This window comes from Sporosarcina sp. D27 (assembly GCF_000586555.1).
In the GTDB taxonomy this organism is placed as follows: domain Bacteria; phylum Bacillota; class Bacilli; order Bacillales_A; family Planococcaceae; genus Sporosarcina.
The window spans coordinates 1-14,947 of sequence record NZ_AZUC01000055.1 but is presented as its reverse complement, the minus strand read 5'-3'; the positions used below and the strand labels follow the sequence as shown (position 1 = coordinate 14,947).

General features: G+C 44.0%; 18 protein-coding genes. 9 read left to right on the top strand and 9 right to left on the bottom strand.

Annotated elements, in window-relative coordinates:
* Nucleotides 1-154: 154 nt before the first annotated feature.
* Nucleotides 155-1,108, bottom strand: coding sequence for a nuclease-related domain-containing protein (locus N693_RS0114470; protein WP_025785543.1), 954 nt, complete (start codon nt 1,106-1,108; stop codon nt 155-157).
* A gap of 648 nt (nt 1,109-1,756) precedes the next feature.
* On the opposite strand from N693_RS0114470, the gene N693_RS0114465 reads away from it, so the two are divergent.
* Nucleotides 1,757-2,176 carry a cell wall hydrolase gene (locus tag N693_RS0114465; RefSeq protein ID WP_025785542.1) on the top strand — a complete coding sequence of 140 codons (420 nt, stop codon included), beginning with the start codon at nt 1,757-1,759 and terminating at the stop codon, nt 2,174-2,176.
* Nucleotides 2,177-2,194: 18 nt separating this feature from the next.
* Nucleotides 2,195-2,575: a spore coat protein GerQ gene (gene gerQ / locus N693_RS0114460; protein ID WP_025785541.1), complete on the top strand. Its 381-nt coding sequence runs from the start codon at nt 2,195-2,197 to the stop codon at nt 2,573-2,575.
* A 49-nt stretch (nt 2,576-2,624) separates the two neighbouring features.
* Here gerQ and N693_RS0114455 read toward each other — a convergent pair whose 3' ends face one another.
* The 4 genes from N693_RS0114455 to N693_RS0114435 form a co-directional block, all read right to left on the bottom strand.
* The gene (locus N693_RS0114455) at nt 2,625-3,005 is read right to left on the bottom strand and encodes a DUF423 domain-containing protein (RefSeq protein ID WP_025785540.1); all 381 of its coding nucleotides are present in this window, start codon (nt 3,003-3,005) and stop codon (nt 2,625-2,627) included.
* Nucleotides 3,006-3,035: 30 nt separating this feature from the next.
* Nucleotides 3,036-3,356, bottom strand: a complete 321-nt coding sequence (locus N693_RS0114450) for a YwdI family protein (protein WP_025785539.1) — start codon at nt 3,354-3,356, stop codon at nt 3,036-3,038.
* A gap of 213 nt (nt 3,357-3,569) precedes the next feature.
* A complete protein-coding gene (locus N693_RS0114440; protein WP_025785537.1) occupies nt 3,570-4,247 on the bottom strand; it encodes a uracil-DNA glycosylase in 678 nt (225 codons plus the stop codon).
* Nucleotides 4,248-4,252: 5 nt separating this feature from the next.
* The gene (locus N693_RS0114435; protein ID WP_025785536.1) at nt 4,253-5,035 is read right to left on the bottom strand and encodes a DUF4230 domain-containing protein; all 783 of its coding nucleotides are present in this window, start codon (nt 5,033-5,035) and stop codon (nt 4,253-4,255) included.
* 150 nt (nt 5,036-5,185) lie between these two features.
* Here N693_RS0114435 and N693_RS0114430 point away from each other — a divergent pair, with 150 nt between their 5' ends.
* The 5 genes from N693_RS0114430 (at nt 5,186) to N693_RS0114410 (ending at nt 9,035) form a co-directional block, all read left to right on the top strand.
* Nucleotides 5,186-5,434 carry a hypothetical protein gene (locus N693_RS0114430; RefSeq protein ID WP_025785535.1) on the top strand — a complete coding sequence of 83 codons (249 nt, stop codon included), beginning with the start codon at nt 5,186-5,188 and terminating at the stop codon, nt 5,432-5,434.
* Between the two features lie 73 nt (nt 5,435-5,507).
* Nucleotides 5,508-6,341 (top strand): bifunctional hydroxymethylpyrimidine kinase/phosphomethylpyrimidine kinase, encoded by an 834-nt coding sequence (gene thiD / locus N693_RS0114425; protein WP_025785534.1) that lies wholly within the window; start codon nt 5,508-5,510, stop codon nt 6,339-6,341.
* A 128-nt stretch (nt 6,342-6,469) separates the two neighbouring features.
* Nucleotides 6,470-6,820 carry a YojF family protein gene (locus N693_RS0114420; protein ID WP_025785533.1) on the top strand — a complete coding sequence of 117 codons (351 nt, stop codon included), beginning with the start codon at nt 6,470-6,472 and terminating at the stop codon, nt 6,818-6,820.
* Nucleotides 6,821-6,840: 20 nt separating this feature from the next.
* Nucleotides 6,841-7,506 carry a bacillithiol biosynthesis deacetylase BshB2 gene (gene bshB2 / locus N693_RS0114415; RefSeq protein ID WP_025785532.1) on the top strand — a complete coding sequence of 222 codons (666 nt, stop codon included), beginning with the start codon at nt 6,841-6,843 and terminating at the stop codon, nt 7,504-7,506.
* Nucleotides 7,507-7,679: 173 nt separating this feature from the next.
* Entirely contained in the window at nt 7,680-9,035 is a 1,356-nt protein-coding gene (locus tag N693_RS0114410) for a YjiH family protein (protein ID WP_025785531.1), read from the top strand.
* 599 nt (nt 9,036-9,634) lie between these two features.
* Here N693_RS0114410 and N693_RS0114405 read toward each other — a convergent pair.
* Nucleotides 9,635-10,579: an L-threonine 3-dehydrogenase gene (locus N693_RS0114405; RefSeq protein WP_025785530.1), complete on the bottom strand. Its 945-nt coding sequence runs from the start codon at nt 10,577-10,579 to the stop codon at nt 9,635-9,637.
* 188 nt (nt 10,580-10,767) lie between these two features.
* On the opposite strand from N693_RS0114405, the gene N693_RS0114400 reads away from it, so the two are divergent.
* Both N693_RS0114400 and N693_RS20275 read left to right on the top strand, forming a co-directional pair.
* On the top strand, nt 10,768-11,436 hold the full coding sequence (locus tag N693_RS0114400; protein ID WP_025785529.1) for a hypothetical protein: 669 nt from the start codon (nt 10,768-10,770) through the stop codon (nt 11,434-11,436).
* Between the two features lie 5 nt (nt 11,437-11,441).
* Nucleotides 11,442-11,618, top strand: coding sequence for a hypothetical protein (locus N693_RS20275; protein WP_156028931.1), 177 nt, complete (start codon nt 11,442-11,444; stop codon nt 11,616-11,618).
* Nucleotides 11,619-11,696: 78 nt separating this feature from the next.
* On the opposite strand, the gene N693_RS0114390 is transcribed toward N693_RS20275, so the two are convergent.
* The 3 genes from N693_RS0114390 to N693_RS0114380 form a co-directional block, all read right to left on the bottom strand.
* Nucleotides 11,697-12,887, bottom strand: coding sequence for a glycine C-acetyltransferase (locus tag N693_RS0114390; protein WP_025785528.1), 1,191 nt, complete (start codon nt 12,885-12,887; stop codon nt 11,697-11,699).
* A 72-nt stretch (nt 12,888-12,959) separates the two neighbouring features.
* Nucleotides 12,960-14,033, bottom strand: a complete 1,074-nt coding sequence (locus tag N693_RS0114385) for a hypothetical protein (RefSeq protein ID WP_025785527.1) — start codon at nt 14,031-14,033, stop codon at nt 12,960-12,962.
* Nucleotides 14,034-14,119: 86 nt separating this feature from the next.
* The gene (locus N693_RS0114380) at nt 14,120-14,752 is read right to left on the bottom strand and encodes a YitT family protein (protein ID WP_025785526.1); all 633 of its coding nucleotides are present in this window, start codon (nt 14,750-14,752) and stop codon (nt 14,120-14,122) included.
* Nucleotides 14,753-14,947 lie beyond the last annotated feature (195 nt).

The window sequence follows — 14,947 nt, the reverse complement described above, 5'->3', positions numbered from 1 at the left end:
CTTTTCGCGATTTATGAGCACGCCTCTAATTCTCCCCCTCCCAAAAGTTTCAACCATGGCATACACACAGTTTTCTTCTTACAAATTCCTTATTCCATCGAAAACCCAACAAAAAACGCTTCGCAAGGCGAAGCGCAGGCAATCAATCTTGATTTTACTTGGCGAGTGTATACGTGGTTGCTTTACGGGCTCCAACTTTATGAAGTAGCGAGCTGGACAGTAGGCGTTTTGCTGTATGGCGACACGTCAAACCTGTAAATCCACAATACTCACGATTGGTCAACGACTTTCCAACGAGCATGAAATACTCCTGAATTGCATGTTCATAAGGTGCTCTACTTTTATGCCCACAAAGTGGACAGCTCCATACGTTTCCTTCACGCACGACCACTTGTTCATTCGGACAATTACGACAAAGAACCCCATTATTCAATTCTGTAGGATGAATTCCATACCTCACAGTTAGTGGGAATGGATCGTAGTCTTGGTGATGTGTTAGGAATGTGTGCGCAAGTTTTTGGATATCTTGTTTGGATAGTATGGAGGACTCGAGAGGTAATTCTCTAAAAAAAGCAGGCGCTTCGTAATTCGGTAGGATCGGCATAGTTGGTGGCTCTTCGATGAGGATTTCGTTGTTGTGTGCAAACGTGATGAGTCCAGTTACGGGTAGATGAATGTCCTTTGCGTTCAACCAACTACGTAGAAAATGAATCTTGCGCTCGACTTCTGCAATTGGATTTCTAAATACAGCGCGACCACCAGTTTGCGATTCTTTTAAAAATTGTGTCGGATTCGCTTTGACTATTATTTTATCTGCAATATTTTTGACTTCAGTAATAATGATTCGATCGGGTGCAATAAATAAAGAATCGATTTGAAATTGCACACCATTTTGCTGAAGACTGAGGTCATGTAAGATTGCATAGGGAAAATCTGTATGGACTTCTTTCATGCAGCGGTCGTATTCTTGCTCTCCTCCATATCCGGCACGCACTTTGTATAATTCATCCACTATAAATCGGTATTTTTCGTGCGTGGAAGATAATCTGCTTGCGAGTGATTGAAGTCCCTCTAACTGCTTCGGTTTTTTTCTTTGTTTATAGAGCATGGTCATCCTTCCTTTCTATTTCATTGAGTGTAACTTGTTCCCAGACGGATTGGAATAGCTTTTGCCAAGTTAGCATTTTGCGCTGTTCTTGAGGGTTAAACTTGAAGTTTAGTGGCCCTTTTCTTCACTTCAAAGCACTCCTTCTTCCAAGGTGTAGCGCTTGAACCATTGTAAGGGCTTGATTTGTTGGCGCTTCGCTCATTTTTAGTAATGTCGTATGGAATAGGGTCAATTTCTGAGAATGGATAATTTTTTTTGAATATTTCTAGTGAATTATGAGCAATTCTGCAAAGTTTATGAGCACTTCCCCAGAGTTTATGATCACTCCCCACGCTTTATGAGCACTTCCCCATATTTTATGATCTCTTTCCACACTTTATGAGCACTTCCCAATGTTTATGATCTCTTTCCACGCTTTATGAGCACTTTCCAATTTTTATGATCACTTCTCACGCTTTATGAGCACTTTCCAGAGCTTATGATCACTCCCCACGCTTTATGAGCACTCCCCAATGTTTATGATCACTCCCCACGCTTTATGAGCACTCCCCCAAATCTTATGATCTGCTCAACAAATTGCGAGTACTTCGTAATGCTTGGTATGTTTCCGCAACTCCGTTCATAGGATACCTGTGAGGGGGTTGTCGTGTGGCGGTGATTAAGACGACGGATAAGCAAATTGATTTGCTGGCGCGGTTGATGCGTGCGGAAGCAGAGGGCGAAGGTCAGCTTGGAATGTTGATGGTCGGGAATGTTGGTGTGAATCGAGTTCTTGCTGACTGCCTGGATTTCACAGATATTCGCGACCTAGAGGATATGGTATTCCAACGTCCGGGTGGCTTTGAAGCAACGACGAAAAGTTACTTTTATCAACGCGCCCGTGAGGTAGATCGCAAATTGGCACGGCGTGTGGTCAATGGAGAACGGTTCTCGCCTGCAGAACGGTCTCTCTGGTTTTTCATGCCCTCAGGAGATTGCCCCGAACAATGGTACGGTCAATACAACACGGGCCGATACAAATCACACTGTTTCTTCTCGCCAACCGTACAAGATTGCCCAACCGTTTAACTAAGAGAGGATGATGACATGGTTCAATATCAATGGACACCTAACTATCAGCAACCGCAATATCAGTATCCACAACAACCGCAACAGCAACAAAACGTACCACCGCAAGTCACCATTCCGAGCGGACGTCCGCCAGCGGGCGCATTTCGTGAAGAATCATACATCGAGAATATTTTACGACTAAACCGAGGAAAGGTTGGAACGTTCCACTTTTCATTCGAAAATGCAATGGAAGCTGGTACGAACGTAAAAGCTGTCACCGGTATGGTGGAAGCGGCTGGTCGTGATCATGTGATTCTATCTGAACAAGGGACTGGAAAACGGTTCCTCTTCCCAATGATTTACTTTGATTATGCGGAATTCAACGAAGAGCTCAATTACTTCCCTCAGCGTCCGTAAAAAACACCTGCATCCCTCAATTCGAGAGGATGCAGGTGTTTTCATTTCATTAATTTCCAAACTTAGAAGCTGCTACAATTAGCATAATCCAGCCTGCGATGAATGCAACGCCACCAATTGGCGTAATTGCACCAAGGATGCCGATTCCAGATAAGCTCAATACATACAGGCTACCGGAGAAAATAATAATTCCAGCTAACAGGAGATATCCTGCCCACGATAATGCAGTCGATGAACCGAAAAGTGCAGGGCTCATCAAAATTCCGATTGCGAGTAATGCGATTGCATGAAACATTTGATAGTGAACGGCTTTCTCCCAGACATCTAAGTAATGTGCTGATAATTTACCAGCTAAGGCGTGTGCGCCAAAAGCTCCGAGCGCAACAGAAATTGCACCGTTTACAGCACCTGCGATAATGAAAAATGGCATATTATCTTCCCTCTTTCCGAGTAATTTACATCAAAAGTCAAACAGCGAACCGCCATTTGCATCTTCTTCCTCTAACACTTTGCCTTCCAGGCTAGATTGCACTGGAGCGGTGATTGTCTTTTTAATGGGCGACATTCCAGTTGGAGAAGCTCCTGTAACTGCATTAGTCCCCGACAAAAACTTCAACCCGCCTTCAGAGGATGGCAACTGCGCTGTCTTCTCTCCGAGTATTAAACCACATAGCGACTGCATCGCTGCAATCGATTCGCGCATCGCCGCTTCATCAGATGTCGTTTTCGCATTTGTCAGTTGCCGTTGTAATTCTTCTAGAACACGGTTTGTTGAAATCATGCGCCACCGCTTCCTTTCTTAGGTTCAAACTTCATGCATTCCATTCCTGAGGAACGCAGAACAACTGCAGAAGGAAGCTCGCGCGTTTTAAATCCATACGCTTTGCAACCACGGGGATGCTTTGGATCCCACGTGACGTAGAAATGACAGCATTGAAAACAATTCACAGCCATAACAACGGCCACTTCCCTTCGTTAGCATTCAACTCATTTATTACTGCTCTGTCTTGCACCAATCAATCTCGGTTTCTCCCCAGGAAGCGAGCTGTTCGTTCGTTTTCGAAAACGGACGCGACCCGAGGAATCCTCGATTCGCACTGAGTGGACTTGGATGCACTGACTCAATGGTAACATGCTTTGTCAAATCGATGAGTCTCTTTTTCTCTTGCGCAGGACGCCCCCAGAGAATAAAAACAATCGGCTCGTTGCGGTCAGACAGCTTCCGAATCACTTCGTCTGTGAACGTCTCCCATCCTTTCTTACGATGAGAATGCGCTTCTCCCTCGCGAACAGTCAACACGGTGTTCATCAAAAGCACGCCTTGCTCCGCCCATCCTAGCAACGATCCCGATTCTGGAATAGAACAACCAATATCACTAGCAAGCTCTTTAAATATGTTGCGCAAACTTGGCGGTGTTTTGACACCAGGTTGTACCGAGAAGCTTAAGCCGTGCGCTTGTCCTTTACCATGATACGGATCCTGCCCTAGAATAACCACCTTAACCGATTCAAATGGGGTGTGTCTAAATGCATTCCATATATTATCCATTTCGGGATAGACGTTGTGCTCTGCATATTCCTTCTTCAAAAACTCACGCAACTGTGCATAGAATGAGGCTTCAAATGTATCTTGAAGCACTGCATCCCATTGACTTCCGAATTGTGGTTTCAATTCACTCACTCCTCAAACTGAATCGTCACGTCATACCCCGCAAGTGAAAACATTTCACGTAGCGTCTGTTCCGCGTTTTTCTCAGCAGTTTCCAACACGCCTTGTCCAGCGCTCTCTTCGCGAATCATTTTCTTTGCTTCTTCCGCAAGGTCGTAAGCTTCTGTGATATCGGCTTTCTCTCGGAATACTCCTTCAAATGAGTACACTTCAACTTGGTCGAAGAAAATTTCAGCGCCTCCAAGGAATTCCGGTTTCGGCAATGTGAGTGTTGCGGTTTTATTGGCCTCATTGATATCCATGTCTTTCTTGCTCACTGTTGATAAATCCACGCCGGCTTTGATAGCGCCTGGAATCACAACGAGCAGTTGGCGTTTCGTACCAGGCAAATTGAGTCCGATACTTTGTCCAAATATCTGGTTATCTTGACGCTCAATAATGACTTTTGTATAGGCTTCCGCAGTTGCCATTTCGTTCAAGTCTTGGATTTGCTCTAAGAAACTTGTTTTTTGTTCGGTGTATGTGCTTCCTTGTTTCAATAAATAGAAAGCGATAAACGGTAGTGAAGCAATAAGTAGTATCACGATTAACGCGATAATGAGAAACGACTTGCGCCATAGCGAGAAGAATAGCGTGAGAATGTGCCATAGACTTCTGCGCTTCTTTTTCGGGCGTGCGAAGGCTTCTTCCACTGTAACTGCACTTTCTTTGTCCGATGCTTTTAACTCTTTCAGCAATTTCTCGATTTCTTCCAGTTTTCGCTCATCATTCGAGTTGTTATCGTTTTTCATGTCAGTCCTCCTTTTCAACAGCGACTCTAGCTATTGGTCTTTCTTTATAATTGATAAAATACAGCCTTAATCAGTACGTACAGTTTGCAGGAAATTTCCCGTGCAGACAAGCATTCCCCCGTGGTATGATGGCGCGAAGGAGGGATTGCTTTGTCTAACGTTCCGATCCGTGAAAAAGTGAAGCGTATTGCAGAAGCCGCAAAAGATGGAGAATCGTATTCTGAGTCCTCAAAAAGTGCAGGCATGTTTTTCTTTTATGGCATCTTCGGCATTGCTATGTTGTTTCTCATTGCGCTAACTATCGGTCTCGCACAAGGTGGCCATTATATAGGAAGTGCAATCTGTCTAGTAGCAGGAGGGGGACTTGGATTCATCCTTCTCAAGCTAGCACGCGCATAATTCGCGCAATTTGTATTCGCTTTTCCGATTGAGTACACTTAAGTATACCCTATTCGTAAAGGAGTCCTCTATAATGACGTTGAAAAAGACTTTGACAATTGCAGGATCAGATACTTCCGGCGGTGCCGGCATACAGGCAGACCTTAAAACCTTCCAAGAACTTGGTACATATGGCATGACTGCATTGACAGTTGTCGTCACAATGGATCCGGACAAGCATTGGAGCCACAATGTCTACTCCCTTCCAATCGATGTGATTAAATCACAAATCAAAACTGCACTTTCCACTGGCATCGATGCCATTAAAACAGGCATGTTGAGCACAGAAGAAGTCATTCAAACTGCTGGTGAAGCAATTGCTGAATCCGAGCTAACACACGTCGTGATTGACCCCGTTATGGTTTGTAAGGGGGAAGATGAAGTCCTGAACCCTGGAACTGTCGACGCAATGATCGAATACTTGCTTCCACGTGCTGAAATCGTAACGCCTAACTTGTTTGAAGCTGGACAGCTTGCAGGTATGAAAACGCCTAGCACAATCGAGCAGATGAAAGCGACAGCTGAGAAGATCCATTCTCTTGGCGCACGCAATGTCGTCATAAAAGGTGGCAAGCAGCTGCAGCACGATAAAGCAGCAGACTTGTTCTATGATGGGAAAACCCATCTTTTATTGCAATCTGAAAAAACGGATACTCACTATAACCATGGTGCTGGATGTACATTCGCAGCTGCGATTACTGCGAACTTAGCAAATGGCAAAGAAATTAAGGATGCAGTGATCGAGGCAAAAGCGTTCGTTGCTGCTGCTATCTCAAACGGCTGGAAGTTGAACGAATATGTAGGGCCTGTCATGCATGGTGCTAAAAACCGTTTTGACGGACCTGAAATTACGACAACTGAAGTTTAAAATTCTCAAGCACTGTTGGGACTTGTCCTTCAGTGCTTTTTTGTTGCTGAAACGGCATAATCGCAATTGCTTCGCTTACCGGATATAATTGAAGGCAGAGTAAAAAAACAGCCAGAGGAGGAAGACATGTGGAACTTGTACAACGAGATCAGCTACAGAGCTTGATCGATTCCTTTGCGGGCAAAGATGTCTACATTCATTTGGAGACGACAAACGGCTCTTATGCTGCGCATTTTCAAGAAGGATTCTTTAACGCAGGTGCGTTTATCCGCAATATCGTCGTGAATTATGAACTTGGAAAAGTGGCGGGCGACTCCCCTCACCGTATCGGGTTGAAACTACCTTCAGGGTGGATTTACGCGCAAGGAATTACACACTATGAATTAGATGAACACGGACGTCTGCTAATGGCGGGCCTAGGACCAGATGGAAAATTGGCCGTAGCCTTCGAAATTAGCGAAACTCCGTTTACGTATTAATAAAAGGAGGACCAATTGAGATGGAAAAAGAACGTCATGTATTAGTCATTTTCCCACACCCGGATGATGAAGCCTTCGGTGTTTCGGGAACAATTGCAACTTATATCGAAATGGGCGTCCCTGTGACATATGCTTGTCTAACACTCGGTGAAATGGGACGAAATCTTGGGAATCCCCCATTCGCCAACCGCGAAACGTTACCAATGATCCGCAAAAAAGAGCTCCAAGCATCCGCGGACGCTATGGGACTAACGGATTTACGTATGATGGGACTTCGCGACAAAACGGTAGAGTTTGAGGACGATGAAAAAATGGTGAAGCTCGTTGCTGACTTGATAGAAGAATTGAATCCTTCACTGATCATTTCGTTCTATCCAGGATTGTCTGTACACCCTGACCATGATGCTACAGGACGCGCAGTTGTCGAAGCGATCCGTAGAATGTCAGAATCCGAGCGTCCTAAGTTGTACACGATTGCGTTTGACAATAAAACAGTAGAGGTCATCGGACATCCAGACGTACATCATGATGTATCTGGAGTGACCGAGAAAAAGCTCGGAGCGATGAATGCGCACGCTTCCCAAACTGTATGGATGATGGAAGATATGCAAAAACGTCTAGACGCGGAAGATGCTGATGCGTTAAGATGGTTAAAGACAGAACATTTCTACACATATACCTTTTAAGTAAGGAAACCGTTTTCAAATGCGGTAGTTCTCGGTTCACTAGTTTTCCAGCTAGTGAATCCGGGTATACATATAGGGCTTTGGAGAAAATTTCTTGTTTACTTTTCGGTATTCATTCATTATCATGAATAAATATACATAGTATGCATTACTATCTACGAAGGAGCTCATTCATGAAAAAAGCGTCTTTATCCAATTGGTTATTGTTTTTAGTTCCATCTATCATCGGGGTTGTGCTGTTCATGGTCCCACTTAAGATTGGGGATAGCTGGCAAGTACCGATTGCGTTTCTTGCTGATAAACTCTCTGGTCTTGTGGAACCTACAATGCCGTTCACAGCGATGGTGCTCATTATCGTCTCGGCAGTTGGTTCAGTAATCTTCTTATTTATTCCTAAAGACGAAGATTCGAAGCCGACTTTCGCACAAACGTTGTTCAAAGTGACACCGTTCTGGACACTGACGCGCGTAGTCGGTGCTGTTTTCGCTGTAATGGTGACCTACAAACTCGGTCCTGAAGCGATCTGGAGTGAAAATACGGGCGGCATGTTACTATCACCTGATGGACTCGTTTCGTTCTTATACACCATTTTCCTATTTGCAGGATTGTTCCTACCGTTACTATTGAATTTTGGTTTGCTGGAGTTTTTCGGAACGATGATGGTGAAAGTCATGCGTCCGTTGTTCAAACTTCCTGGCCGATCCTCCATTGATGCACTTACGTCTTGGGTGGGAGACGGGACAATCGGTGTCTTGTTGACGAGTAAGCAATACGAAGATGGTCATTATACGAAACGAGAAGCAGCCGTTATTGCAACGACATTCTCTATTGTTTCAATTACATTCTCGCTTGTTATCATTAAGACTGTTGGTCTTGAAAACTACTTCGTCCCGTTTTACGCAACGGTGGCATTTGTAGGTCTCGTTCTTGGTCTCATTATGCCTAGAATATATCCACTTTCTAAGAAACCAGATGAATTCATCGACGGTTCACCACAGACAGGAACAGAAGAAAGTCTACCTGAAGGATACAATGTCATCTCTCATGGACTTGAAAATGCACTCGCGACTGCGGACAAAAATCGTTCTCCTGGTAAAATGGTTGGCGAAGGCTTCCGGAACGTTCTCGATATGTGGATTGGAGTAGCACCAATCGTTATGGCATTCGGTACGATTGCCACGATGCTTGCAGAGTATACAAGTCTATTTACGATTCTTGGGAAGCCATTTGTTCCATATTTAAATCTGCTTCATATTCCTGAAGCAGCTGAAGCCGGTTCACTTATGGTTGTCGGGATTACAGATATGTTCTTGCCTGCTCTTCTTGCAGACGGTATGATTTCTGATCCGATTACCCTTTTCACAGTGGCGACCGTCTCTGTCGTTCAGCTAATCTACTTGTCTGAAGTCGGGGGATTAATTCTAGGAACTAAGATTCCCGTCAATATCTGGGATTTGATTGTGATTTTCTTACTTCGTACAATCATCGCGCTGCCAATCGTGGCGGGCGTTGCCCACTTGTTATTTTAATAGAAATTAGAATCACCCCTATGCAGCTAGTTAGCTGCATAGGGGTGATTTTTGTTTTAGGAAGTGCTTGGCTGGTCGCGAGATTGTGTGGTAGGTGAATAGAGTTTCGCTTCTGCGGACGTTTGGTGGCTGGGGGTGGATTTATGATCACTTTTCTCGTTTAATGATCACTTCCCTTTGGTTATGATCACTTTTTTTGATTTATGAGCTCTTCTCCTTGGTTATGATCACTTTTCTTGATTTATGAGCATTTCGCCTTGGTTATGATCACTTTTCTTGATTTATGAGCTCTTCCCCTTGGTTATGATCACTTTTCTCGTTTTATGATCACTTCCCTTTGATTATGATCACTTTTCTTGATTTATGAGCATTTCCCCTCGCTTATGAGCACTTTTCGTTAATTATGAGCTCTTCTCCTTGGTTATGATCACTTTTCTTGATTTATGAGCTCTTCTCCTTGGTTATGATCACTTTTCTTGATTTATGGGCTCTTCCCTTTGGTTATGATCACTTTTCTTAATTTATGAGCATATGCTCCTTATCTTCCATGCAAAAACCCCTTCGCACCTGTATTTAACAGTGCGAGGGGGTTCATTTTATCAAGAATTCACTTTTTCACGAATCTTCTCTAGCATATCTACTACCATCGCATCAAGATCATAAGTAGATTTGAAGCCCCACTCAGATTCTGCGACAGAAATGTCAAGAGAGTTCGGCCAGCTATCAGCAATTGATTGGCGAACTGGATCGACATCATAGCTGATTTCGAATGTTGGGATGTGCTTTTGGATAGCGGCTGCCAACTCGGATGGCTCGAAGCTCATCGCAGTTACGTTGAAAGCGTTACGATGTTTCAAGTTAGCTGCATCGGTTTCCATTAAGTCCACAATCGCTTGCAACGCATCTGGCATATACATCATATCCATGTACGTACCTTCGGCGATGAATGATGTATACTTCCCTTCTTCTACCGCTTTATAGAAAATATCTACTGCATAATCAGTTGTGCCGCCACCTGGTTGCGCAACGTATGAAATGAGTCCAGGGAATCGAACACCACGTGTATCGACGCCGAACTTTTGATAATAATAATCACATAGCAATTCACCAGACACTTTGTTCACTCCATACATCGTTGTTGGACGCTGGAATGTATCTTGTGGTGTGTTTTCTTTTGGAGTCGATGGTCCAAATGAGCCGATAGAACTTGGTGTGAAGAACTGAAGATCCAGTTCACGTGCTGTCTCCAGCGCATTCACGAGTCCTCCCATGTTCAGGTTCCATGCGAGCATCGGGTTCTCTTCCGCTTTTGCGGAAAGCAATGCCGCCATGTGCATGAGCGTGTCTGCTCCGAATTCCTTTGCAATTTGGGTCATTTTTTCACCCTCAGTTACGTCAAGAATTGCGAAAGGTCCATCCATTTCTGTTTGTGGCTCGCGAATGTCTGTAGCCAACACATTGTCGATACCATATTCCGCTCGCAATTTGGTAATTAGCTCTGAACCGATTTGACCGAGTGCTCCGGTCACCATAATTTTTTTCATCGTGTATTCCCCCTATGAATGTTTGTCTTTTTGGAGAGGACAGTTCGTGTTTATCAAATAAAATATCCAGTTTCAATAACTGAAACTGATTATAAACTGTTCTGCTGGAAAATACAATTCTCTGAATAACGTTTCCTTCAATTGTCGGAATTGTATGGTATAATGTTGGTAACTGGAGGGTGTATAGCTTGAAAGATAATCCATTTCTTATCCGAGGAGTTGCCCGGTGGCTTTTGCTGTTTGGTGGTGGCGTTATCCTCACCGTTATACTGTTATTTGCGAATATCCCTTTTTGGGCAGTATTCGTCATTGTTATGGTGGTGTATTTGTCGATTACATTGGGATGGCCGATTTATATCATTTATGGATCGAAGGATATGGACAAAATCGATAAATTTTTGACCAAGAATCGCTCCAATACCCTTTTCGCTTATGCATATGCTATTGCCCATGAAACGGATGATACAATCATTGAAACGATTGAAACCATTTTACAAACTCATAAACAATCTAAAATCCAAGCGGTCTATGCTGCGAATCTTGCTGTTTGGCAACAAGATGTGGAGGCGCTGCACCGTCTTTCCATTCACTTACCTACAGCAGATTATGTGAACTACTACACGGCAAATGCCTTGTTGATGGAAGGAAATATAGAAAGTGCTCAGGCCCTACAAACTGCCATTAAAAAGCAATGGATGAAACACGCTCTTCAAGCTAGTATCTCCAAACAGTCTGGCGACCAAACCGCCTACCAGAGAGAAGTGGAGCTCTCAACCTCCCATGCCCGCGGGGTTCAGCATTATGTATTGGTTTCTCTTTTCCAACGTCAGGATCAAGTACCCCCTATTATCCAATAAGAGGGATGGTCAGGATTTACGAAGAAGAGACTTATGTAGAGCTACGTGACGGTCGCAAAGGACTTATTGTGTTCGTGTGGGTCGAAGAGTACACTCATTATGCCATTGAACTTGCTAATGGGAAATTGACGACTGTTTACCATGAAGAGATTGCAACACCTGTCGAAAGCCTAACAACATAAAAGCAGTCTGGAGAGGATAAAACCCTCCAGACTGCTTTTGATTTTCAAATAAGATCGCACAAGGCGAGCTTTCACATATTATTGAATCACGCCGAGCTCTTTGCCGACTTTTTCATATATCTTAAGTGCGTCGTCGAGCATCTCTTTCGTGTGGGCAGCGGTTGGCATGTTGCGTACGCGGCCTGTCCCTTTTGGTACGGTCGGGAATACGATCGATTTTGCATAGACGCCTTCTTCAGCAAGTCGTTTTGAGAATTGCTGTGTTAGTTTTTCTTCTCCAATGATACAAGGTGTGATTGGAGTTTCAGAATTTCCGATATTGAAGCCAAGTTTTTTCAAGCCCGCTTTCAAATAGTCTCCGTTCTCCCACAGCTTGTCGTGAAGTTCAGTGGATGCACTGATTTTATCAAGCGCCCCCATAATTGCTGCAACGTCACCTGGTGGAACTGCTGTTGAGAATAAGAATGGACGTGAACGAACTTTCAACCAGTCTATTAGTTTTTGTGTGCCGGCTACATAACCGCCCACAACGCCGACTGCTTTTGAAAGAGTTCCCATTTGCATATCGATTTCTTTTTCAAGTCCGAAATGCTTCACAGTTCCTTTCCCTTTACCAGTTACACCTGAACCGTGAGCATCGTCTACATATGTGATGAGGTCGAATTCTTTCGCAACTTCAACAGCGCCTGGAAGGTTTGCGATATCCCCATCCATCGAGAAGACACCATCTGTAATGTACATGACTTTTCCGTATAAACCGGACTCTGTCGCTTCTTTTGCTTTCGCACGTAGATCGTCCATGTCTTGGTGCTTCACACGGATAATTTTAGCACCAGATAAGCGGCAACCGTCGATGATGGATGCGTGGTTCAATTCATCCGATAAAATCGCATCATTTTTGTTCATGACTGCAGAAATCGCCGCCATGTTGCAGTTGAATCCAGATTGGAAGGAGATTGCCGCTTCCGTTCCTTTGAACTCAGCAAGCTTTTTCTCAAGTTCAATATGGATATCGAGCGTACCATTGATGGTACGCACGGCTCCCGCACCGACACCGTATTTATTCACAGCTGCAATATTAAGTTTTTTCAAGTCTTCATCTGTCGCAAGACCTAAGTAGTTATTCGATGATAAGTTAATGAGATCGTTGCCTTTGATTTTAATGATTGGACCATTCGGACCTTCCACTGGTTCAATTTCGTTGTAAAGTCCCTGATCTCGAAGTTCTTGCAAGTTCTCGTCTAGAAATGCGTTTAATATGTTAGACAAACTAATCTTCCTTTCAGACACATGATGCTCTTAGTGTAGCATATTTGTGCCTTTCTCCATAACCGAAGTGCGTTATGGGGTGAGGAGTTCTGTCAGCATTTCTGCTTTTCCATGGAATGCTTTCTGATCAAGTGCACTGTCCATTCCTGCATCAATAAGACTTGTTAGCCGCGCATAGGACTGCATATACCCTGCCGCATTCGCAATGGTTTCTTTGTAGCGGGTACGAATTTCATCGATTTCTTGCTCAGCTTTTTCACTAGGGGCGCACATCGCGACGAGGTCTAAGATTTCATCGCCCTCTCGTTCTGCGTCATACACGTGAGGCTCTGTTGCGTCAAATAGACAAACGGACAGCTCAGGGAACTGGACAAGGTCAATACTTCCTGTATCTAACCCACACCAACCATATAAAACATCAATCCCCCGTTTTTCCGCTTCCTCTCCAAGTGTTTTCATCATCGTGGACTTGCCGGCTCCTGGGAGGGCTTTGATTAAAATTCTTCGCTTTAGAGATTTAGTGATAGATGGGATGAAGTCATGTGCTCCTTTTGATGACAACGATCCGATAATACGGTGTGAAACTGCGGAATCTTTTCGTAAATCCAATGAGCCAAATAATTCTCTTGTAAGCGACTGGATTTTAGCCTCGTGCGCTTTCCAATCCATACGACGGATGTTGACGTTTTCCCATTCATCGTGGATGGCTTTCGCTTCAGTTAGTGCAGTGAGAGCTTTTTCCAAATAAGTGGCTGCCTCTTCAAGATGCCCAGCAATTTGGGGATTATTTGTGCGTAGTTTGGTTTCATCATAGACATCATAAAAGCTTACAACGCGGTGTTTCCCACCAAGATCTGTGGGTTCAAGTGGAACCGGGTAAGAAGCCGCGATATAAAAAAGTTCTGGTCCTTTCACATAAATCCCGTCTGTTTTCTCGATATGCAAGGGACTCCTGAATCGGTCAACATCGTACCCTCTTTTTACATAATAGACTGCGAGCTCATTCAAGATGCTAGATAGCGCAAATGTAGGTGGTGATTTAATGAACACTGTCGTCGTAGCTTGTTGGATAAGGTGCTCGTACTTATGAGACAGTCCCCCTCCTGTATAGGCTGTTCCCATCGATTCTGTTAACTTTCCGTTCATCGTGACACTCCCTTTCGGATGCTCTTCAGAATATCTTATGAAATGACGACGAAAAAAAGCACAGCCACGAATGACTGTGCTCTTCTTTATAATAGAACTTGACTATTTTCTTGTTTGGCTACTTTAAGTAAAAGTCGCTGACATTGTGGCATCGCGTAATGGACGAATTGTCCAATCAGTAATGCGATGAGCACGGTTCCAATGCCAACTGGTCCTCCGAGTGCCCATCCGAGTAGTGCCACAATGACTTCAATAGAGGTCCTTACAATCTTTACACTAATATTAAATTTGTGCACAATCAGTAACATTAGGCTGTCTCGCGGACCTGCCCCCATATTTGGAGATACATATAGCCCGATGCCGTACGACATGATGACAACGCCTGTTACAAAAAACACAACTTGAGCTGCAATGGACGTCACGTCGGGCAATAGCCAGTTGAACAGATCAATGAAAGTACCGAGCATAAGCATATTGAGCCAGGTGCCGTATTTCGGCCATTTCTTTTGCGCTACTGCTGTAATGAGGACGATGAGCAATCCTGTGATGATGCTCCAAGTCCCAATGGACAACCCGATATTTTGATAAAGACCGACATGTAGGACATCCCACGGCCCAATGCCTAGCAGTTGTCCTTTGATGGTCATCGCAATCCCTAATGAGAGGAACATTTGTCCCACGATGAAAAAGGTCCATCTCCACTTTTTTAACGTCATCATACACATTCTTCTTTCCGCAAGCTGCTGAATAGAACTAGCAGCGTATTCTCTATAGTCAATTGTAGCATGTAAAACAAGCTTGTGGATGAAGGATTTCGAGCTTGTGGCGATGTTTATGGGTGGATATCTGGGGTTATGATCACTTTCCCTGAGTTATGGATCACTTTTTTTTGCTTTATGAGCACTTCCCCCGAG